We start from the raw sequence: 22,060 nt of genomic DNA on the forward strand, positions 1-22,060 counted from the left end.
CCACATTTTGAGTAATTTACCTTAATTATTTCTATAATAACCCATGCTGCAATATTTGCGAAGCGAATTTAAAGCGTATACATTTCTCTCCAAATCAAAAAGAACCCTCCCGCAGGAGCGTTCTTTTTGATTGATCCGTGTATCATTAGCCTAAGCGTACATCATATCCATATACCCGCGAGTTACTTCTCCGCCTTCGGCTGGTTCGGGCTGGTCTGCCTGTGCGTGTTCTGCCATGCAAGCCTTCACTGCTTCCTCTGTTGTGCAACGATTCGCATCGTCACATGTGTAGCATAATTGAAGCATATATCTGGTTAATTCATCCGCCTGCGTGAATTGAGTTTGACCGTTGGTTCTCATCTTCATCACTCCTTCTCTTGTTGAGTTAAATATATCACCTTCTAATGGATTTATTTGTGATTTATTTCACAAACTAAGTAAAAAAGAAAAGGAACCTTTAGGCTCCTCTCTTTTCTCCTATCTATTCACATCGATAACACTCTATGTTTATAGTACTTTCCAATGTACACTACCATCTACCGTTTGCAATAACAACGATCTTTTGGCATCTGTATTTTCAACCAATATCCAGCCAAGCTTGGGGTTAACCATCTGAATCTTCACAATTTCCGGATAGTCTTCGAGAATTTTCTCCAGTACACTGCTTGCAGGAAGAGCACTCCACGTTTTGCCCGCATCCTTGGTGTGGTAGGTTATGCCCTTTTGCATCGCCCAACCTTCCGATGCGTTCAGAAATACCGGTGAAAGGTTACGATTCGGACCCGTTTGTTTGTTTAAAGTGAAATTGGACAGCTTCCAGCTCTTACCGCCATCGGTGGTAAAGAATCCATTAAATGTCGTGCTCTCCCCTTGAGAACAGGACATTGATATCCAGGCTGATTGCGCTTCACGTCCAAAAAATTGTGGTGAACTAACACTGAAATTACCACACCCGTTGAATTTGTTTCGATCAAAGAAGGATGGTCCAGTATTCCAGTTTTCTCCGCCGTCTGATGTTACATATAACTTCGGTGTGCCGAACTCCAGCGCTGTTAAGAAACCATGTTTTGGATCCGAGAAAGTCATCCCCGTGGTGTATCCACGTTTGGAAATCTCTTCTGCTTCCTGTTTGCCATCTTCATCACTGGAAGACATCCGATTCCAGGTAATTCCACCGTCCTCGGTAAAGTAAAGTTTCTTGTCCTGTTTACCAATAGCGGTATCGACCGTGGTGAGAATCCAGCCTTTTTCAGGAGATACAAATGAGATCGCAGTCACTTTATCCGTCTTGGACAGAGAAGACAGGCTCCAAGTTACGCCCCCATTGTTGGTGCGAAGCACCATGGTATCTGTTCCACCCATGCCTTCACGAACAATCCAACCATGTGCACGATCTACAAAATAAATGCTTTGTCCATATTTAGGGTTAGCCGGAAACTGTACATTTTCCGAAGGTGAAATATTGGTCCAGGTCTTTCCCTGATCCTGCGTGTAGTACAGGCGCAGCGCATTCCGCGTCACACCCCACGCCAATCCTCCGTTGTCATTGAGCAACTGAAAATCGGTCAAACGGGTCTGTATTTGGTACTTGGCCATATCTGCAGATTCTGTACTGTTCACAGGGGGAACGACAGTTAATGTCTGCCCTGTATTCCCGGCGTCCTCCTGCTGCTGTTGCGGAGGTTCTACTTCCGGAGGTTGATCTGAGTCGGTGCATGCAGCCAATACAGCTGCTATACCTATAGACAGCAATGCTGTCTGCGCGATTTTAATCCATTGCAAACGCAAGTGGGTTCCACCTCTCTCATCCAATATACAGGCGCGCATGCCTGTCCTATGGCGTTTTATTTACGATTCATCAGAATCCACTGCTCCTATTCTACCACAAACCTTATGTAAAAGGCTCATTGCCCACTCATGGTTGGCCCACTCCCTTTTTCCAGCTCATACTCTGGGCTATAGGTCGCACAATTATTCCCATTAATTTCATCCTAAACTGTTTTTCGACGGAATAATTGGTAAAAAGACATGAAATGTGAACTATTTTATAGACAACACTCGCTTTATATTCTCTAATCCCTTAATATGGATGGGAGTATAACCCAAAAAGGAGATGATATGAACATGACAAATAGCGCAGCTCTGAAACCAAGTCGTGTCGTGATTGTAGGCATGGGTGCGGTGGGAACAACAACGGGATACACGCTAATGTTGAGACAGCGTTCGTCCGAGTTGGTATTTGTGGATGTGAATCATGATAAGGCAACCGGCGAAATGCTGGATATGAACCACGGTCTTCCATTTACGGGAGGCGTGAAAGTATGGGCTGGCGATTATTCCGACTGCAAAGATGCAGATATCATTATTATTACAGCCGGTGCTTCCCAGAAGCCGGGCGAGACCCGGATTGATCTGCTGAAGAAAAATGCAAGCATTTTCAAAGATATTATTGAGCGCATTACTGAAGTGAATTCTCATGGTATTTTGCTGATTGCAACCAATCCTGTAGATATTTTGTCCTATACTTCATGGAAACAAAGCGGATGGCCTGCTTCCCGTGTCATCGGTTCAGGTACATTGCTCGATAGCGCACGTTTCCGTTACCTGATTGGTAAGAATAAAGGGATCGACCCGCGTAGTATTCACGCACACATTATTGGTGAGCATGGAGATTCCGAAGTACCGGTATGGAGCCTGGCTAACGTTGCAGGAACAGATCTGGAATTGGATGAAGAAACACAACAGGATATCTTCGACCGTACCAAAAATGCAGCGTATGAGATTATTAATGCCAAAGGAGCGACTTCCTATGCAATCGCCCTTGCTCTGGACCGCATTGTAGCTGCAATTCTCGGCAACGAAGGCTCCGTTCTGAACGTATCCACTTACCTTGAAGACTACAATGGTGTATCGGATGTTTATCTCGGAGTTCCATGTGTTGTCGATCGCAACGGTGTGCGCGAAATTCTGCCTCTTCCGCTGAATGAATCCGAGAAAGTGGCTTTCCAGGCTTCTGCTAACAAATTAAAAGAACAGATCGCTGGATTGGAATAATCCACGTATAAAAAATAACCACCTGTATTCCTGTAATAAGGAGTATTAAGGTGGTTATTAGCTATCCAAATTTCATTTGGTTTACATAAAATTTATTCCGTTATTTCTTTTATCTTTGAACATTTTTTTGATTTCTGGATTTTGAATCATTCGATGTCAATTGTTACAGTGTATTACTAATTACCAACTCTCCGTTACTCTAAATACCACATCAACTGTGTTCGAGCCTGGACCACCAATATTCAATACGGCTAAAGTTACAACCTGATTTTCCGGAAGAGTGAAATCCAAAAGTTCTGAAATGGCCAGTATTTTGGTATTCCCTGCTCCCCCTCCTGTAATGCCTTGAAACACCACTTCTCCACCTGTAATTGTTGTAGAGGTATTGTTGACTAGCAATGCGGTCTCGCTATCAGGAATAATCGTTGTAGCTGTAGGATAATTAACAAAAGTTCCATTTAACGTCCCTCCCACAAGCACTTGGTAACTTAGATCTACGGATGAAATAACATTAATTTCTTCCAAATTCACCTGTACCGAATTCGTTCTAGCCGAACCCGCTGGAAACACAGCTTTTCTTGTAAATGAAATGACGGGTGTTAATGTTGATGTAACATTTGTTATTCTTCTTCTTTCGGAAGTGACTCTATAGGTTGGTTCATATTTTCCGATAATACTATATTGTCTTCCACCCACAAATATATTATAAGCAGCACCAGTTCCATTATTAGCGACTTGTGCTCTTAACGGAAGATTTGGATCAACAAAGCTTGTTTGCCCTGTTGGGGAGAATCGATGAACGGTAACTACCTCTTGGGCTAACGTTACGGGGTCAGGGATAACCACTCTAAATTCGATCACTCCGTAACCATACCATGTAAACAAAATTTGGTATATGTTCCCTTTGGACAAGTTTAATGTAGCTCCACTCGGCCCTGTCCCGTTTAATGGATCTACATTCCATAAGCTTTGTGGAACTGTCGTATCAACTCCTGCTCTACGTACGGTTACAAACACCGTAGTACTGTTCACTCCAAAAAAGGCTCCGTTTTGAGTATCATATAATCCCCATTGCGCCACTTGGTTACCTATTGGCAGAGAAGGAATTCGAACCCCTATCCCCGCCTCTCCTGCATAACCCGGTTCATATCGTCCTCGCAATACACTTTCTAAAACGGCCGAGTCCACCCCACTGGCAGTGTTGCTCACATTATACTCAGTCGCATCATTGGTAACCGTGCCAGCCCCAGTAGTCATAACTACATCTCTTAGAATCGATAAACCATACACAGAGGTTAGCTCCACAATTGGAGTTTTTTGTGCTACACGCATCTCATCGAATTGCGAACTTACATTTGGTCCAATATTGGAGATGATAATATCTGACAATGTTTCTCCTCCTTTGCAGAAAGAGGGAGAAGAAGTGAATATTCTTCTCCCAGCTTTTATTGACTACCATTCTTCAGTGACACTAAAGGTTGCGGTGACAGAATTCGTACCACCACTTAAGTTAGCTACAGCCAGCGTGACAAATTCAGTGTCTGGTAATTGAAAATCCAATAATGACGCGGAAGCTAATATTCTGGCACTGCCTTCTACGCCAGCTGCTAAGCCTTGTAGTATTACCTGACCTCCAGTGATGGTCGTTAGCGTACTATTTACTAACAGACCTGTCTCCGAGTTTGGAATATTCGTCGTTGCCGTTGGATACGTTGCAAAGGCTCCATTAATGGTGCCCCCTAATATGACCTGGTAGTATATATCGTCTGAGGTTACAAGGTCGATGCCTTCAAGTTTTACACTGACTGAATTCGTTCTGCCAGAACCTGCTGGGAAAGTTGCTTTCCTTTGGAAGGCCAAAATTGGTGTCAGAGTCCCGGTTGCAGTTACGGTTCTTCTTTCAGAAGTAATTCTGAATACCGGGCTATATATTCCCACAATACTATATTGTCTTCCTCCAACAAATAAATTAAGTGCAGATGCTGTTCCACTATTCGAGATTTCAGCACGAAGAGGAAGATTAGGATCGGCCAAACTTGTTTGCCCGCTTGGTGAGAATCGTTGAACGGTGATTACTTCTTGTGCTAAAGTCGTAGGATCAGGAATAACAACTCTAAACTCAATGACCCCATAACCGTACCAAGTAAATAAAATTTGAAATATATTCCCCTTAGCCAGATTAAGCGTAGCTCCGCTAGGACCAGTTCCATCTAATCTATCAACGTTCCAGGAAGCCTGAGGAATAATCGTGTCAGATCCTGCTCTTCTGACTGCTACAAATATCCCGTTTGCCACACTCTGGCCAAAAAACAAACCATTTTGGTCATCAAAAAGCCCCCATCTTACCACTTGTGTTCCTGTAGGGGCAACAGGTAATCGCACACCGATCCCTGCTTCTCCAGCATACCCTGACTCATACCTTCCTCGCTCTGAGCTTTGCAGTATTGCCGTATCTGTTCCAGATGCTGTCGTGGTTAATTGAAACTCTGTGTTGTTGGTTCCAACCGTTGCAGCACCCAACGTAGAGACGATATCTCTTAGGTTAGATAGACCATATACTGAAGTCAATTCAATAATCGGCGTTTTTTCACTTGCTCTTAATTCGCTAAATTCAGAACTAACATCTGGGCCTACTCCCACTATAGTTACGGTAGGGTCTACTGTACCAGTTGCTCCTGTTGCCCCAGTAGCTCCAGTTTCCCCGGTTGCTCCGGTTGCTCCGGTTGCTCCTGTTACTCCAGTAGCTCCAGTTACACCAGTTGCCCCAGTTTCCCCAGTAGCTCCGGTTTCCCCGGTTGCTCCGGTTGCTCCGGTTGCTCCTGTTACTCCAGTAGCTCCAGTTACACCAGTAGCTCCAGTAGCTCCAGTTGCCCCAGTATCTCCGGTTGCTCCAGTTTCCCCGGTTGCTCCAGTTACTCCAGTTACTCCAGTATCTCCTGTTGCCCCAGTTCCTCCAGTTTCTCCTGTTGCTCCAGTATCTCCGGTTGCTCCAGTTTCACCAGTTCCTCCGGTTGCCCCAGTAGCTCCGGTTACTCCAGTTTCTCCGGTTGCTCCTGTTGCCCCAGTAGCTCCGGTTACTCCAGTTGCTCCAGTATCTCCGGTTGCTCCAGTTTCCCCGGTTGCGCCAGTAACTCCAGTTACACCAGTATCTCCAGTTGCCCCAGTAGCTCCGGTTACTCCAGTTACACCAGTATCTCCGGTTGCTCCAGTTTCACCAGTTCCTCCGGTTGCCCCAGTTTCTCCTGTTGCTCCAGTCGCACCAATTGCTCCAGTTTCTCCTGTTACTCCAGTACTTCCAGTAGCTCCAGTCAACCCGGTAACTCCCGTGGACTCATTTGCACCTAACAATTCTGAAGATACAATACGATGGGGCGTTACAAGCTGCCCGGCAGAATTTTTTCCCCAAACTGATATTTCTACTTGCTGCTCTGCGAGACCACTTGTTGTAAAGATAAATTCAAATACATCCAGGTTTGCAAAGTAGTTCTTCGTTATTGCTTGATTCGGATTTATACTAATAAGTTCAAGTGCATATAGAGTTCTAATTCCATTCAGATAATATCCTTGAATTAAGATGCTCGCATTATTGACCAGATCTCTATTATCGATCTTAATTGTCAACTGTTGTGTTGGCCTTACGCCACTAACTGGATTATTCTCAATCGGTCCAGTTGATAAAGTAGCCATGTTATCCCCTCCCCTCACATGCAGTTTAATCTTTGGCATCCCCTAACTTCTTTACATAAAGTATTCCAATTCATGTCAGGGGTGAGAAGTATCGCATAATTCAGTATTTGAGAACTCAAAAAGGGGCTGTCTCAAAAGCCCTTAAAAAGCGTATCGGCAAAAAGAAATAACACTCATAGGTTCAAAAAAGGACAAAGCAGAGGTTTATCCTGCTTTGTCCTTTTTGCGTTTTTCCGTCATTGCGGCTTTTTTAAGCAGATTGTGGGCAAGGCAAAGCCACCCGACCTCCAGGCTTACTTTTTGCAAGCCGCGAAGCAGGAATCTTCGGAATCCCCGGTTGTTTTTGATTTGTCCAAACACACTCTCTCTCCGTCATGCGCTGAACAGAAAGGGTGTATCCTTCCTCGCTGCGCAGTCGTTCCCGCATCTCGTTTTTTTGCCGCATATAGGTCAGGCTGATCGCGATCTCCCGATTGCCTTTGGCTTTGGTGCATGTTGCTTTCAGAGGACATCTACTACAATCTTCACTTCGATAATGGCGGGTACGAATCGTGTAACCACTTTCCGTGACTGTCTCGCTTTCGTACCGAAAATGTAACGTCTTCCCCGCCGCACAGGTCCATGTATCTTCCGTTTCGTTATAGCTCCAGTTGTCCACCTTGCCAATCGCTTGCTTCCACGCCCTGGTTTTCTCCTTGTGGTACGTCCCATATTTGACGATTGCCTGGATGTTTTGCTCCTCGAAATAGCTGTAATTCTCTTCACTTCCATATCCTGCATCCGCAATGACGGTCTTCGGTCTTTTGCCGAGCGTTTCTTCGAAATGGTCGAGATGGGGCTTCAGACATTTCGTGTCTGTGGGTCGCTGGTGCACCGTGTAACCTAAAACAAACTGGTTTTCCGTTCCAATCTGCACATTGTACCCTGGCTTCAATTGACCATTTCGCATATGATCTTCTTTCATTCGCATGAACGTTGCGTCTGGATCGGTTTTGCTATAGCTATTCCGCTCCCCTGCGGTTTGGATCTGGTGCTCATACTTTTGCAGCCGCGGTAGCAAGTCTTTGCGTAACTGGCGTACGGCTTTCTTTACGATTTTGTTTTTCGGTTTTTCTTGTAAGGATTCCTCCAGTTGCTCAATGGCTTTTTCCAGCTTTTCTGCCGTGAGTGCAGAAGCTTCCCCGAGCTCAGGGAGGTCTGTACCCGCATGGAGCGCATCTTCTTCACTTTCGGCCGCTTCGATGGTTTGGAACAGGGTATGTACTTTTTCTTGCAGCTTGGCCTGGTACTTGACGACAGCCTTTTTCCAGACAAAGGTGTACCGATTTGCATTCGCCTCAAGCTTGGTTCCGTCCAGAAAGTAGTGATCCATGGACACGTATTGCTCCTGAACCAGCAGTTCTAGCACGTGGGTAAACACCGTTTCCAGTACCTCTTTCATCCGCTCGGAACGAAAGCGATTGATGGTCCGAAAATCCGGTTGTTGCCGCCCAGCGAGCCACATGAACATGATATTTTCGCGAACAGCCTTGGCGATTTGCCGGGATGAATAGATGCGTTGGGTATAGGCGTAGATGATGATTTTGGTGAGCATTTTGGGATGATAGCTATGGCGGCCCCCGCCAGGATATGCTGCACTAAAAATGGAATCGCTCAGGCGATTGATTGCGTCATTTACAACACGAACGAGGTGGTTTTCGGGGATATCTGTCTCCAAATCCATTGGCAAGAAAAGTTGATCCATGGTATATTGAATGTACAAAAGAAGCCCTCCTTAGAAATGGTTGCTCGACACTTCCATTTTACCAAGGAAAGGCTTCTTTTTGTTTTACAATTTGGAAAACAGGTCTGTCCCTAGCCATTTTTATGACTTATGGGACAGCCCCTTCTCTAAATCTAATTATTCAATAGCTAATTGTTCAACCCAAATGCCGGAAGTTTAACGTCCAGCAGAGCCATAGCCTCTTCTTTCTCCCGGCTGGTGACGTGTGTGTACACCGTTGTTGTTTGAATGGATGCATGACCGAGCAACTCCTGCACGGTACGCAAGTCGGCTCCACGCCGTAACATCATGGTAGCGAAGGAGTGACGCAGCTTATGACTGGAGTAATTTTGACGTTGATTAGCTGGTGATTCCTGCTGGAAGCGTTCAAAGGTTTCCGTAGATATGAGCTGGATGCTGCGAATCGACAGTCTCTTCCCTTTTTGCGAGACAAATAACGCTTCCTCTTTCGGTCGCCAAGGATCGAGACGCTCAGCCATCGCTTGTGATAAGACTTTTGCCACAGTCTCCGGTACAGGTAGGGAGCGCCATTTACGACCTTTACCAAATACATCCAATGTACGTCGCTCCGCGTTATAGTCTTTGCAATCCAGAGCATGCACTTCTCCAACCCTTAATCCCATATATCCCATCAGTAGAAAAACAGCCAGATTACGTGTACGATACTTTCCTTCTACCGACTCCAGAAAACGTGTCAGCCCACTTTCATCAAGAAAAACGGGCGCACGGTTTTTCTCGGTTTTGGATTTTTTGATCCCAAACGCCGGATTATTGCTTAACAATTCAAGTTCAATGAGGGACTTGTAAAAACAGTTCACCGCCGCATGTTTGCGATTTCTCGTGGCATCACTAACCCCACGCTCCCGCGCACGGGACAGAAAAGACAACACATGCAGCTTTTTGACCTGCTCCAGTGACTTTCCTTGAATGGAGACCAGGAATTCCACCACGTCACCGGTGTATGATTTTACCGTATGGCCTGTATATCCGGCATCCTTCATCCATATGTGAAAAGCTTCTAGCTCGTCCGCATATTGCTCCTGAATCTCCTCGGTCATCATCTGTCTACGTCACCTCGATTCGATTTATAAATTGACTAAGATTATTTACACGGGCACTGCGATGACAGAACAACCTTCCAATCGCTGTTATCCCCAGATTTTTCTGATTCCCTTTTCTCAAGGGAAAAATCCGTGGATAAAGGCGAAGCGTATGCTTCCGAAGTAGCTTTCTTGCAGAAAACTTTTAGCTTCACTTTTTCAGGTTCTTTCTGTCCTCTCCGTTTTCGTGTAAATGATTAGTTCAATTTATATATTTATTATAAAGCAGTGCTCTACGCTTCATCCACAATGACAACGTCAATCAGCGGAATGATCGTTTCGGGTTTGCCTTGACTACGGGTAAGTACAAACGATGGCAATGGATTCTCGTGCAACCCATTCACGGATTCACAGATCTGAGTATACAGATCCATATGCAACGTCTCGCCTTCACCAGCCACATCAATAACAGGCCAATCGTTCTGAACGCAGGCAGGCCAGTAAGCCAGCTCATTCGCAGGTACGATACTTAATTGCTGAATGGACGGATCAATACGGTAGATCCCTTGCCGTTCAGGTTCATCACCCAGCTTGTCCACGGCAAGTATTCGAGCAGACTGCTCATCTGGTGCAGAATAGAGTGAATAACACCACGGAGTCACGCCCCAGGCGATCGCCATCAGCCCCTCTTCCAGCAACGTATCCGACAGTTTCCCTTCCGCAAATTGTTCGATCAGATTATGGTTCCCCGGTCCCATCAGTGCCTCTACACGTTCAGCGAGTCGAGGCAGGTCAGCGAGGATGAATCCTCCTCTGCCGTAGGAGTCAAATACATGATGGTTTCTGCTCCACACAGCTTGAGATGGTGAACTCAACGATGCTGCTTCTGCCGGGAAAAGAGATATATATACGGTGATAACTTGCGCATACTTAACCATTACAAGTTGTTCAGGTTCGAGTGTACCTTCAGCAATACGAGGTGTTTTCATATGCAGGGAGATTCGAAGTTCGTATTCCCCCTCTTGAAATGCTGCCCAACCAAGATTAACAGACTGTTCAACGCCTTCAATAGAAGCAATGGAGATCGAGCTATCCGGTTTCAGGTTAACAGCATACTGCACGTATGCCAGCTCCTGACCATAGATAATATTGGCATCCTGACGATTGACCGGTGAATCCAACTGTTGTGCAATGACAGATACCTTACGTCCATCCTTCAGAAGACGCTGCGGATCAATATCCAACTGTAAGGTTTGTGAATCCTCTAATTGTGAAACAATTAATTGCGCCTCTGCAAGTACGGATGAGTCAGCTAATGCAAATCCAAAAGCTGCATTTTGATGATCTGAATTCGTATGTAATGGTGTGTTCATGATACATCCCCTCTCTTATGTCTGATGGCATGTCACATCCCCAAATATATTTCATATTTGGATTAGCCGCAACCCCACCCCATGATTAAGTTCGTCACGTCCCTTATTACTTACCCATATATGAAGAAAATCCCAACCTTCCCCTGCTGTTATCTTCCTTTTCTTTCTAAATAAAAAAATCCCCATCCCGCTTCGCCTAAGCGATACGAAATGACGTTATCGCGTTGCTTGGCTAAATTTATTTTTGAAGATCACTTATTTTGTTCTTTTATCGCGAAATTTATCATGATCTGTTGCACGGGGTTGAATATGAAAATCGATTTAAAACAAAACTGCGTATAATTTATATTATGCGCAGTTTTTATGAGCCTATTTTTCCGCGGAAAACAACTCTAAATCCTTGTTATCTGAAGTTAAGAAAATGAGAGCTCTTTTCGTCTTTTTCCGCTGTCCCTTCCTCTCTTATCCTGTCTAAATCCACGATATGACGGCATGTAAAAGAGCCACATATCATTATGCGGCCCTTTATTTCTTACTATAGGTTCACGAGAACGCAATTCTCTCTGCATCTGACATCCGGTATTGGGTTAACAAATAATCTTTGCTTTGCATCGCCGCATGACGAATCGCATCCAGATCAACATTCAACAACTTACCCTCTCGCTTCACGAGTCTACCTGCCACAAAGACCGTATCCACATTGGATGGATTGGCAAATTGCACAACAGCGCCGATTGGATCATGAACGGGGAACATATTCAGATCGGTGGTACGAATCATGATCAGATCCGCTTCCTTTCCTGGGGTCAGCGTTCCGACCTTCTGTTCTAATCCCAATGCTTGGGCACCAGCCGAAGTTGCAAATCTCAGTACTTGACTGGACTGCAAGTTCAACTCGCCAGGCATTTCACCCTGCTGCAGAAGTTGTTCATTGGCTCTGGATCGTTCAGCCTGAAGTGCAAACTTCATCTGCGAGAACATATCTCCGCCTGTGGACGTCACCACGTCTACACCAAGTGTAGGGGTTCCCCCGTTTTCAAGAAAATAGCCGGTGGCCGGATAACCATGACCCATCATCATTTCAACTTCAGGTGTGACCGACAAGGAAGCGCCGCTATCTGCCAGCATTTTGTATTCATCCATGCCCATGGTGTTACCATGAACGATATTCACCCGTGGACTTAACAGTCCCGCTTCGTACATGTGACTAATCGAGCGATCCACAGATCCCCAACTGCCAAATCCGGCATGCATGGAACAGATCGCATCCAGTTCTTGTGCTAGTTCGATCTCTTTCACGGTTGTATCCCAATGACTGAACTCCGGACCACGAATGGCAAGCCCATAAGTAAGCAATTGATCCCGTGATGAAAAATAACGTTCGTTGACTCTTCTCACATCATTATTCGAATACGTGAGTTGACTATCCCGATTCCAGTAGTCCGTCTCACCAGGGACTCCGTGAGCAAATACCGCCCGAATGCCAGCATCCTGAAGTCCACGAATCAGTTCATCCGTATGGTCAGGGGAATACGGCATGCTCCAATCCATTACTGTCGTCACTCCTGCGTTAAGCGCTTCCAAGGAACCGAGCAGGTTGGCAATATAACTATCTTGTGGGCGGAGCTTGCTTCCCATCGCACCATAATAGAGATTTTGCAAATAAACTGGTAACGACCAGTTGGTTCCCGCTGTTTTGACAAGTGATTCCCACATATGCCGATGCGTGTCCACCAGCCCAGGCATAATAATCATCGATGAAGCATCGATGATCTCCGCATCCGGAATATCCAGGTCGGGCTGAATAGCCATGATCAGTGAATCCTGAATCAGAACGTCCGCCCTCTTATACTGTCCAACTCGAGCATCCATCGACAACACACAGCCATTTTTCAACAGATAACTTGTCCGCACAAGAAACATCTCCCATCTATTTTGGTTTGAAAGACGATCACATCCTGCTTACGAATCTGTACTGCTTCTGACTATTTTTTCGCTAGTATATATACATTATATAGTTATTGTTAGTATTTATCAATTTTGGGATTTGCGTTTCGCCCGAAATCTTCTGACCTTCATCAGATTTCCACACATCTTATCATCACAGTACTTCTGTGTTCTGCTTCGGGTATCATCATAGAACATCCAGCGACAATCTGAATTATCACAGATCCGAATCCTATGCCCTTCTCCCTCCACCAAAGTCGTGGCAAAGTCAGCAGCTACCTCAGCCATAACCTGATGCCAATGTGCTTCTACAGCTACCAGTTGGAGTTTCAGTTCCTGATCAATTGTAGTCAATATTCTTCTCACATGCCCTGCTTCCATAACGCCATTCAACCATTGTTTTTCTATATCCGTTAATGATCCTCCTGAAGACAAGCGGGCTCCAAGAGCCATCAATTCGTTCCTGAAGTTTCTCATGGACAACTCATCTTCTGGAGATGCAGGGACAGAAGCGTGAAGTTGCCATCGAGCCAGAAAGTCTTGCTGCCAGCTCGCCTTCCCAAGCCTGTCCTCCGATCGATCTCCCCCACGCCAGTCGTGATAATCGCTGTTTACAAAATCGGTCCATAACCTGTCCATATATACCTCCGTTTATTGTAACCATCTAATTAAACAAAGAAGGTTACAACTCATCTTTGATGTGTTATATTAAGTGTAACCTCATTAATCAGTTTTAGCTAGTTACATCACCTATCACAATTATACGCAAGGAGGAAAAGGCAATGACGAAAACAACAGCACTAGATGTGTTACTTATTCAAAAGGATGATACTTGGGATCAATGTAATTGGATTGTACCTTTGTCGAAATCCTTGGAGGGTCTTACAGCAGAACAAGCAGCCTGGATTCCACCCTCAGGGGGATTAAGCATCTGGCAGTTGGTTAACCATATGTATTATTACAACCATCGCTTATTATGTCGCATGCAAGGTAAGGAGCCCACCCTTCCTGCTGTAGACTCCAATGAATACACATTTGGGAATTCTGGAGATGCAACGGACGCAGCTGGATGGAATACACTGCTACAGGGTACAACTCGATTAGCCCAACAGTTGCGAGATCAATTGGCTGCACTACAAGAATCAGATCTTGAAGCCGGATATATGGACTCTGAAGATAAATGGGCACACGAACTCGCTCGCTGGGTACTCCATGATGCGTATCACGCAGGTCAGATCGTGCTCCTTCGCAGACAGCAAGGAAGCTGGAAAATCGTTTTCTAAAAAAATGCTTGAACTGCTAGCGCTTACAGGAATAAGATGAACTTATTAATGTTACAGCTTGTTCAACATACTATATAATTGAATAGGATCTTCGGGGTAGGGTGCAATTCCCAACCGGCGGTGATGTTCTTCGGAACCAGCCCGCGACTCGCTATTTGTTCTTAACGAAGGACATTTAGCGACTGACTTGGTGTGAATCCAAGGCCGACGGTACAGTCCGGATGAGAGAAGATCAACACATTGACATGCCGTTCACGGGAAGGCCTCTTTCCTGACGCATGTCCTTGGATGAGCCCCCGTTTATTTGGTATATACCAAAACGGGGGCTTTTGTCGATTTTGCCAACTGAAGATTCCGTGTTCTGACGAAGGAGTCCTGAATATGGAAAAGACATCAGCAGCATCACCTGTTTACCGCAAGGAACGAAGTAATACCGGATTCTGGCTTGTAGTTCTTGGCGCCGCTTTATGGGGTGTCGACCCACTCTTCCGCATTATTTTGCTAAATACGATGACATCCACGCAGATTGTACTGGTGGAACACATCATCGTCAGTCTTATTGCCATTCCTGTGCTGTGGAAATTTCGGGCTGATCTGAAAAACCTGCGTGCTCGCCACTGGATTGCCGTGATTTTTATCTCATGGGGAGGATCAGCACTCGCAACGGTATTGTTCACCATGGCACTAACACATAACGATCCGAATACGGTACTTTTATTGCAAAAAATGCAACCACTCTTCGCTATCGTGCTGGCTAAACTGTTACTGAAAGAAACGTTGCCTCGTCGCTTCGGTGGATTGTTCTTCATAGCATTAGCAGGAACGTACCTGCTTACATTTGGCTTCACATTGCCATTAGGTAACTGGGACAACTGGATTCATGCTGGAAGCTTGTTATCCCTTGGGGCTGCTGCCTTATGGGGAGGTTCAACCGTTATGGGTCGATTGATGCTGGGTCAGGCGCGTTATGAAACGGTCACCTCCCTTCGCTTTGTCGTTGCTCTCCCGCTCCTGATCTTTATGACGTGGAACGAAGGTGCGGCATGGACGTTTCCGTCCGGAACGGGTGAACAGACTGCTGTCATCCTCAACATTCTCGGTCAGGCATTGTTACCAGGTTTGCTCAGTCTTCTGTTGTATTACAAAGGTCTGTCGTCAACCAAAGCATCTGTTGCAACACTCGCAGAACTTAGCTTCCCGATGGCGGGTGTGTTGGTGAACTGGATTGCTTTCCGTACACTGATTACATGGGAGCAACTACTTGGTTTTATTCTGATCTGGGTGGCCCTCTTCGCCATTTCCAGACAGCAGGAAAGATCATCAACTGCGGCCGATGCTGCACCGAAGCTGCGTACAGAGTAAAGTGGATATATCCGAGGTTCACATATAAATAAATAGTCAAATATAAAATAAAACCATTGCACATCAAATTAGATGAGCAGTGGTTTTTTCATTTCCATTACTCGATCATTTTCTCACTTAGCAATATGAGCTATTGACCCTGTGCTTTATTTCTATATCGCAAATGCAAATCCCCCCTCTTTTCCCTCCAACCTCATAACGAATATCCATATCATCGCACTACGTCTCTTCTATGTTTTGTCTTTTGTCTAATCCGGTGGTACGATGACATATGGAATAAACAGATGAAATATATTCAGAGAGGAACGATCATTAATGTCTTCATTCTCATATACCTCCTACGACGCCGTAGGTTTGGCTGAACTGATCCGAGCCCGGGAAGTATCCCCGGTTGAAATGCTGGAAGCGGCGTTTGCACGCCTTGAAGAAGTGAATCCGCAACTTAATGCGGTTATTCGTACATATGAATCTCGTGCACGGGAGGAAGCCGGTTTGGTTCGACCTGGAGAACAACCTTATGCCGGTGTTCCCCTGCTCCTGAAAGATATCTCGCAATCCTTGGAAGGTGAATTTCTGACTTCAGGCTCCCGTTTGTTCAGCGAGCATCGTGCATTACGCAATTCCAATTTTGTCACTCGACTCCGTGATGCAGGCTTTATCTTCATAGGACATACCAATACACCTGAATTTGGTTTGAAAAATATTACCGAGCCCCGTCTTCATGGTCCAACTCGCAATCCATGGAATATCAATCACTCCCCGGGTGGCTCAAGTGGTGGTGCCGCTGCTGCTGTAGCTTCGGGTATTGTTCCTCTTGCTGGAGCCAGTGACGGAGGAGGTTCGATTCGTATCCCGGCTTCCTTTAGCGGATTGTTTGGATTAAAGCCAACCCGCGGGCGCACACCTGTAGGACCGGGAGTTGGTCGTCAATGGCAAGGTGCATCAATTGATTTTGCCCTCTCTCGCTCGGTTCGGGACAGTGCTGCATTGCTTGATACGTTACAAGTCATTCAGCCCGAAGCTGCGTTCCATGCACCACTCTTTCCAGGCAGTTACTTGGCAGATATGAGCTATCCACATCAACGCAAACTGAAAATTGCATACACAACGGATTCGCCCGTGGGTACACCTGTCAGCGCAGAAGCTAAAGAGTCTGTATACAAGCTCGTTCGCTGGTTGGAAGATCAAGGTCATCATGTTGAAGAAAAACTGAGTCCAGTCAATGGAGTCAGGCTGATGGAGAACTATTACATGATGAACAGTGGTGAGATGGCCGCGATGATCTCTTCCATGGAACGATCCATGGGCCGGGCTCTGACCTCCGATGATATGGAGATTGAATCCTGGGTTCTGGCTGAAGCTGGCAAAAAGGTGTCCGCTGCGGAATTTGTACATAGCTTAGCAGAATGGGATGTAGCTGCAGCTCAGATGTCTACCTTGTTTGAGCGTTATGACTTCTACGTCACACCTGTTAATGCTTTTCCTGCGCCTAAGATTGGTGAACTAACACCTCATGACGAACAGATTCGTAATCTGATGCAAATCAGTGAATTGGACAAGACCCAGCAGCAGCAACTCATCTATGAAATGTTTGAGCCGAGTCTCACCTATACTCCGTTCACCCAGCTTGCGAATCTGACAGGCCAACCTGCGATTAGTGTGCCTCTTCATATGACACCAGAAGGTTTGCCAATGGGTGTTCAGGTGATGGCAACCAAAGGACGTGAAGATTGGTTATTACATCTGGCTGGACAGCTTGAACAATCAAATCTATGGATCGGCATGAATGGGAACCCGCTTTTTCCATCATGAAAAAATAAAAATCTTAGATGCCAGTACACCTTTTGTGCTGGCTTTTTTCTATGCCAACACAAAATAAATGTCATGTGCACTTATTTAGTTTACATAATTATTATGATGTATACTAATTGTATACATTCTTCAACTTTTCTAGAACGTCGCATAAATGTACTGGCCGAGGGAAAATATAATTTTGTGCAAAAAAAAGTTTGTGGGAGGGAAAGAACAATGGGTATTTTAAGTGGTAACCCCAAAAATGAACCAATGCACTATGGAGAAATCTTCAGTGTATGGCAATGTTCCACGGTAGCTAAGGGGGCTGTATCCTGTTATCAGGCTTACCTTAACCATGCTGGAGACAAAGACTTGAAGAAGATCCTGGACGATCTGCTCGACCAAGCCAAACTCGAAATCAAAGAATGTGATGCCTTATTAACCGAGAATGGGATTGCCCCTGCTCCAATGCTCCCCGAAAGACCAACTGTAAAATTGGAAGACATTCCTGCTGGTGCAAGGTTCACAGATCCCGAAATTGCTGCAAAAGTAACAGCCGATACAGCTATGGGTCTGGTTGCTGCCAGCCAAACGATCGGGCAATCGATCAGAGAAGATATTGGCGCGTTATTTGCTAAATATCATGCGACCAAAACAGCTCTAGGCGTTCGAATTCTACAAATGAACAAAGAAAAAGGCTGGCTCATCCCTCCACCGCTTCAAGTCAAAAGACCGGATTCAGAATAGAGTTCATCGGGCGACGTCTAACAATAATTTGTAGTGAAATAATGAGACAAAGCAGGAGAAGCTTCCATTCTCCTGCTTTGTCTTTTTGTTATTTAGCTGTTTAATTTCCAATCGACAGGTTAATAAAATTTTGAAATCATCAGAATTTTAAGACATCTTTATTGGAGGGAATCATATGTTTCGACATCAGAAAGAGTTGCAATTTGAAGTCAAAGTAGATCGTCCCGATCCCATGCTTGCACGTCAGGTTCAAGAAGTGTTGGGAGGACAATTTGGTGAAATGACCGTCATGATGCAGTATCTTTTTCAGGGATTCAATTGTCGAGGTGAAGAGAAATATAAAGATATGCTTATGGATATTGGCACCGAAGAAATTGGACATGTCGAGATGCTCTGCTCATTGATCAGTCAGTTACTGGATGGCGCTACTCCTGAGGAACAACAACAAGCCGCTGAGGATCCTGTGACAGCTGCAATTATGGGCGGTATCAACCCACAACATCTGCTCGTCAGCGGTCTTGGTGGTTTGCCAACCAACTCTAACGGTGTTCCATGGAATGGTTCGTATATCGTGGCAAGCGGGAACTTGCTTGCAGACATGCGTTCCAATTTGCATGCCGAGAGTCAGGGTCGCCTTCAGGTGGCAAGACTGTACCATATGACAACTGATGAAGGCGTACGGGCTACTTTCCGTAAAATGTTGGCACGTGACCGTTATCACCAGTATCAATGGATGGCAGCTATTCAGGAACTGGAGGAAAAGAACGGAGTCGTTGTTCCAGCGTCTTTCCCACCGGAAGCCGAGCAAGAATCTCAGCCGCTGGCCTATGAATTCTGGAATCTCTCCGAGGGAACTGAATCCGCCGAAGGCTTATGGGCTACAGGAAGTGCACCTGATGGAACCGGAGACTATGTATATATCTCCAATCCTGTTCCAAAGGGACAGATACATGAGCCCGTCATCCCTGCAACAGAACTTCACCATGACTTGGATATGAGATCAACAGATAAATAAAAAGTTAAATACTATTTTTTGGAGGTGCTTAATGATGGCAACTAAGGAACTTGCATTACATGAGAAACTCGAAGTACATGAACTGCTAACTCTCAAAACTTCGTGTGCCACCAAAGCCGTAACGATGCTGGAACTCGTAAAAGACGACACACTAAAATCCTTAATCGAAGATGATTTGGACAACTCTTCCAAAGCTATTGAACAATTAAAATCCCTATTAAAATAAGGAGGTTGCTCTTATGACTACAACCAAGACGAAAGAAATGCTCGTTAAAGCCGTTGCTCCCATGGATGATATGGCCATTGCTACCGATATGCTCCTCTCTGCTAAGTCGGCGGTACGTACCTATGCGATAGCCCTTACCGAAACTGCAACCCCTCGCGTTCGGAAAGTCCTTAAGGCTCAATTGGATACTGCAATCGAAACCCACCAAAAGATCGCAGACTATATGATCAAGAATGAGATGTATCATCCCTATAGTATAGAAGAGCAAGTTGAACACGATATGGAAAAATCAGACATGGCGTTAAAATTGTTGGATGACAACTAATGGTTAACGCCTAAAGCGACTCAGTTACGACTGGGTCGCTTTTTGATTCCAGAGCATATGACTTTCATATTTCCAGCTAGTTTTTTTCGCTTTTCTGTATACCTTTCTTTCTCAGGAGAATGACAACCAATAGTAGTACGGGTAAAAAGATCTGAAATACAGGAGAAGTATAATTCAATGTGTATCCTCGCCCGATCTCAATGTGTTCTGTAAATGTCGGTGATAAAAAAGACAACCCATATAGAACAAGCCCTACTGGAAACACCCATTTCCTATAGTTCATCCCAGTTACTCTTTCGAGTCCAATTACGGCTCCATGGAAAAATGCAGCCATTTTAATACCCAATCCGAGGAACAGAAGTAAAGTGAACAAGGCATCCATCCGTTCAAACACTTCAGTCAAATCGATTAACTGTACTGTCTCCAAAAGCGGGAGTGTGCTATAGGCAGCAATCTGAGGACCCAAGACAAAAATGATAAGTTGATTGATAAATGTTAAAGCGAGAGCCGTTAGACTATAGGCGATGATCACCGCTCTATTAAGATTCCTTCCTTTCCGGGCATATGGATAAAATACCAGAAATAAGACAACCTGCCCGAATGGAAAAGATATGATCTCTGGAAAAGCAGCTTGAAAAATCGGCTTCCACCCATTCTCCATCACAGGCAGGGCCAGATCGGAGTGAAAAAGACCTGTTGTTGGAATTAAGAAACTGATTAACGCATAACCCAGCGCCATGAGCGGAAACAGAATCATACACATGAGAAACAGTACACGATATCCATATCGTACGGTGTTGGATACAACGATAATGGTGATCATGCTGATAATCCACATGGATGTTCTGTTCAGTAAGGTCAATTCAGTGACTTCACTGATGTCACGTAAATTTCGTGAAGCCTCATAGGCGAAATAAGCTACAAATGAAAGGCTTACGATTGTCCCTAGTACTTTTCCCATGTAGCGGCGACACAATAGAAACAAATCCAGTTCAGGTTCCTGATGATGAATAGCCAGATGAAGGAGTAGTAACACCAAGCCACCAGCAGCCCCAACAAGCATGGCTAACCATGCATCCTGTTTGGCGTCTCCGCCTATAAGAAACAAGGTTGTACTTCCAACTTCAAACAAGGAAAGACAAACAGCCAATTCGGATACGCGAAGCTCCCTAGCCAATTTCATAAATTGAACCTCTCCTTGGTGTTAGTCTTTCTCTTCGCCAAGCAACTTGCTGAAAGAATCTTGAAGCAGACCTACTCGTTTCAAAGTAACGTTTACGTTTATGTTAATATCCATCTGTGCCAATTCGCTAGACCAATTGTCTTTTAGAACTTTCCATTCTTTGGGATGTCTTTGATGTATTTTGTTTGCGATTCCCATCATATCGACATGAAGCCTTTGGTTCCCTCTCCATCCGTCCAATATCTGTGCTTGAATGACTTGTTCAGCCTGTCGCTGCAATTCATGAATCGTATGTGTTCTGGCTATATCCTCTCCGGATGTGCTTTCATCCAGCTCAGCGTCGACCTTTGCATCTACCTGAACAGCATAGTGAAGCCCCTTTTTCACAGGAACAACCTTAACTTTTGCTTTGCGCACAAGAAAAGAGTTCACCTCCCCCTTTGCAGCTGTGTAGGTCAAGTTGGTCCAGTTCACCCTGTCTGTTAGCCAGGCGATACCCATACTTTCTTTTTGGTTCAGAACTCCGATCTTTTTGTCTTTGAGAAATACACTTAATCCTTGAAGTCTTAAATTCCCGGGTATGGATGTCTCCTTAAAGATATCAATTGAACTCTGTTTGTTATCGCCCGGTGTATCTGTTGTAACACCAGGAATTCCTGCCGATCCACTATCTGAAGTGATCTTCAGACCAACCTCATGTATGTTCATCACGGGATAGTACGACCCTTTTTCATTATTCCGTTCCAAAATCTCGGATAAAGCACGGCCAGGCTGTTTCTCTGGCGGAATCAATTTTTCGAGGTACTCTCTTGCTTGACCATCTGCAATAATAAGCTTGGCAGATTCCCGAGAACCAATATTTCGATAATAGTGATCCATGATCTCTGCAATCCCGTATCTTGCCGCTTCTTCACCAATCAGAACGATATTGGTATGTGCAAAATATAATCTTTTGGGATTTTCCACACTGCTTTGGGCAACAGCTTCCCGAATCGTTCTGCCTTCTGATGAAAATGTGTTCACGGGGGATTGAGATCCACCAGACGACGACCCGATTGAACTGCTCGCTGGCGGTACAATAATCTGATAGGTTATGATCCACTTTCCGTTTTTCCGATCAAATCCTGTAGCTGTTGTGATGCCCAAATCATTTAATTCTGTGCGATTTCCACAACCAGCAGTGACCAGTCCGACCATGAGTAAGATTAATATGGACTGCAAACGAATCATATAAATCGCTC

At 45.0% G+C, this 22,060-nt stretch carries 18 protein-coding genes, 2 pseudogenes and 1 riboswitch; of the genes and pseudogenes, 8 read left to right on the forward strand and 12 right to left on the reverse strand.

Annotation, left to right across the window (positions count from 1 at the left end; translation table 11 throughout):
- Positions 1-150: 150 nt before the first annotated feature.
- Together MKY66_RS17265 and MKY66_RS17270 are read right to left on the reverse strand one after the other, a co-directional pair.
- Positions 151-360 carry a hypothetical protein gene (locus MKY66_RS17265; protein WP_076217080.1) on the reverse strand — a complete coding sequence of 70 codons (210 nt, stop codon included), beginning with the start codon at positions 358-360 and terminating at the stop codon, positions 151-153.
- A gap of 147 nt (positions 361-507) precedes the next feature.
- On the reverse strand, positions 508-1,788 hold the full coding sequence (locus MKY66_RS17270) for a YCF48-related protein (RefSeq protein WP_179088600.1): 1,281 nt from the start codon (positions 1,786-1,788) through the stop codon (positions 508-510).
- Positions 1,789-2,124: 336 nt separating this feature from the next.
- Here MKY66_RS17270 and MKY66_RS17275 point away from each other — a divergent pair, with 336 nt between their 5' ends.
- Positions 2,125-3,054, forward strand: coding sequence for an L-lactate dehydrogenase (locus tag MKY66_RS17275; protein WP_076217081.1), 930 nt, complete (start codon positions 2,125-2,127; stop codon positions 3,052-3,054).
- 180 nt (positions 3,055-3,234) lie between these two features.
- On the opposite strand, the gene MKY66_RS17280 is transcribed toward MKY66_RS17275, so the two are convergent.
- From MKY66_RS17280 to MKY66_RS17315, 8 genes and pseudogenes are all read right to left on the reverse strand, one after another.
- The gene (locus MKY66_RS17280) at positions 3,235-4,443 is read right to left on the reverse strand and encodes a hypothetical protein (protein ID WP_076217082.1); all 1,209 of its coding nucleotides are present in this window, start codon (positions 4,441-4,443) and stop codon (positions 3,235-3,237) included.
- Positions 4,444-4,506: 63 nt separating this feature from the next.
- The gene (locus MKY66_RS17285) at positions 4,507-6,741 is read right to left on the reverse strand and encodes a hypothetical protein (RefSeq protein WP_305956093.1); all 2,235 of its coding nucleotides are present in this window, start codon (positions 6,739-6,741) and stop codon (positions 4,507-4,509) included.
- Between the two features lie 204 nt (positions 6,742-6,945).
- A pseudogene (locus tag MKY66_RS17290) lies at positions 6,946-7,107 on the reverse strand (transposase); the annotation flags it as partial.
- Positions 7,046-8,485 (reverse strand): annotated as a pseudogene (locus tag MKY66_RS17295) (IS1182 family transposase); the annotation flags it as partial. The pseudogenes MKY66_RS17290 and MKY66_RS17295, both read right to left, overlap by 62 nt.
- A 167-nt stretch (positions 8,486-8,652) precedes the next feature.
- Complete coding sequence (locus MKY66_RS17300) at positions 8,653-9,585, reverse strand: tyrosine-type recombinase/integrase (protein WP_076210163.1); 933 nt, start codon at positions 9,583-9,585, stop codon at positions 8,653-8,655.
- 272 nt (positions 9,586-9,857) lie between these two features.
- Positions 9,858-10,937 (reverse strand): hypothetical protein, encoded by a 1,080-nt coding sequence (locus tag MKY66_RS17305; protein ID WP_076210161.1) that lies wholly within the window; start codon positions 10,935-10,937, stop codon positions 9,858-9,860.
- Positions 10,938-11,480: 543 nt separating this feature from the next.
- Positions 11,481-12,860, reverse strand: coding sequence for an amidohydrolase family protein (locus MKY66_RS17310; RefSeq protein WP_076210159.1), 1,380 nt, complete (start codon positions 12,858-12,860; stop codon positions 11,481-11,483).
- A gap of 111 nt (positions 12,861-12,971) precedes the next feature.
- A complete protein-coding gene (locus tag MKY66_RS17315) occupies positions 12,972-13,523 on the reverse strand; it encodes a CGNR zinc finger domain-containing protein (protein WP_076210157.1) in 552 nt (183 codons plus the stop codon).
- Between the two features lie 143 nt (positions 13,524-13,666).
- On the opposite strand from MKY66_RS17315, the gene MKY66_RS17320 reads away from it, so the two are divergent.
- The 7 genes from MKY66_RS17320 to MKY66_RS17350 all read left to right on the forward strand — a co-directional run bounded on the left by MKY66_RS17320 (position 13,667) and on the right by MKY66_RS17350 (position 19,636).
- Positions 13,667-14,167 carry a DinB family protein gene (locus MKY66_RS17320; RefSeq protein WP_076210156.1) on the forward strand — a complete coding sequence of 167 codons (501 nt, stop codon included), beginning with the start codon at positions 13,667-13,669 and terminating at the stop codon, positions 14,165-14,167.
- 83 nt (positions 14,168-14,250) lie between these two features.
- A riboswitch (FMN riboswitch) is annotated at positions 14,251-14,404 on the forward strand.
- Between the two features lie 144 nt (positions 14,405-14,548).
- On the forward strand, positions 14,549-15,529 hold the full coding sequence (locus MKY66_RS17325) for a DMT family transporter (protein WP_047843351.1): 981 nt from the start codon (positions 14,549-14,551) through the stop codon (positions 15,527-15,529).
- A 315-nt stretch (positions 15,530-15,844) separates the two neighbouring features.
- The gene (locus MKY66_RS17330; protein WP_076210154.1) at positions 15,845-17,341 is read left to right on the forward strand and encodes an amidase; all 1,497 of its coding nucleotides are present in this window, start codon (positions 15,845-15,847) and stop codon (positions 17,339-17,341) included.
- Between the two features lie 216 nt (positions 17,342-17,557).
- Positions 17,558-18,070: a DUF3231 family protein gene (locus tag MKY66_RS17335; protein ID WP_076210152.1), complete on the forward strand. Its 513-nt coding sequence runs from the start codon at positions 17,558-17,560 to the stop codon at positions 18,068-18,070.
- A 175-nt stretch (positions 18,071-18,245) separates the two neighbouring features.
- Complete coding sequence (locus MKY66_RS17340; protein WP_076210150.1) at positions 18,246-19,085, forward strand: manganese catalase family protein; 840 nt, start codon at positions 18,246-18,248, stop codon at positions 19,083-19,085.
- A gap of 34 nt (positions 19,086-19,119) precedes the next feature.
- A complete protein-coding gene (locus tag MKY66_RS17345) occupies positions 19,120-19,311 on the forward strand; it encodes a spore coat protein (protein ID WP_076210374.1) in 192 nt (63 codons plus the stop codon).
- A gap of 13 nt (positions 19,312-19,324) precedes the next feature.
- Complete coding sequence (locus MKY66_RS17350) at positions 19,325-19,636, forward strand: spore coat protein (protein ID WP_083656998.1); 312 nt, start codon at positions 19,325-19,327, stop codon at positions 19,634-19,636.
- Positions 19,637-19,712: 76 nt separating this feature from the next.
- Here MKY66_RS17350 and MKY66_RS17355 read toward each other — a convergent pair whose 3' ends face one another.
- Positions 19,713-20,819, reverse strand: coding sequence for a GerAB/ArcD/ProY family transporter (locus MKY66_RS17355; RefSeq protein WP_076210148.1), 1,107 nt, complete (start codon positions 20,817-20,819; stop codon positions 19,713-19,715).
- A 21-nt stretch (positions 20,820-20,840) separates the two neighbouring features.
- Entirely contained in the window at positions 20,841-22,049 is a 1,209-nt protein-coding gene (locus MKY66_RS17360; protein WP_076210147.1) for a Ger(x)C family spore germination protein, read from the reverse strand.
- Between the last annotated feature and the right edge of the window lie 11 nt (positions 22,050-22,060).

This window comes from Paenibacillus sp. FSL R5-0766 (assembly GCF_037971845.1).
GTDB lineage: Bacteria > Bacillota > Bacilli > Paenibacillales > Paenibacillaceae > Paenibacillus.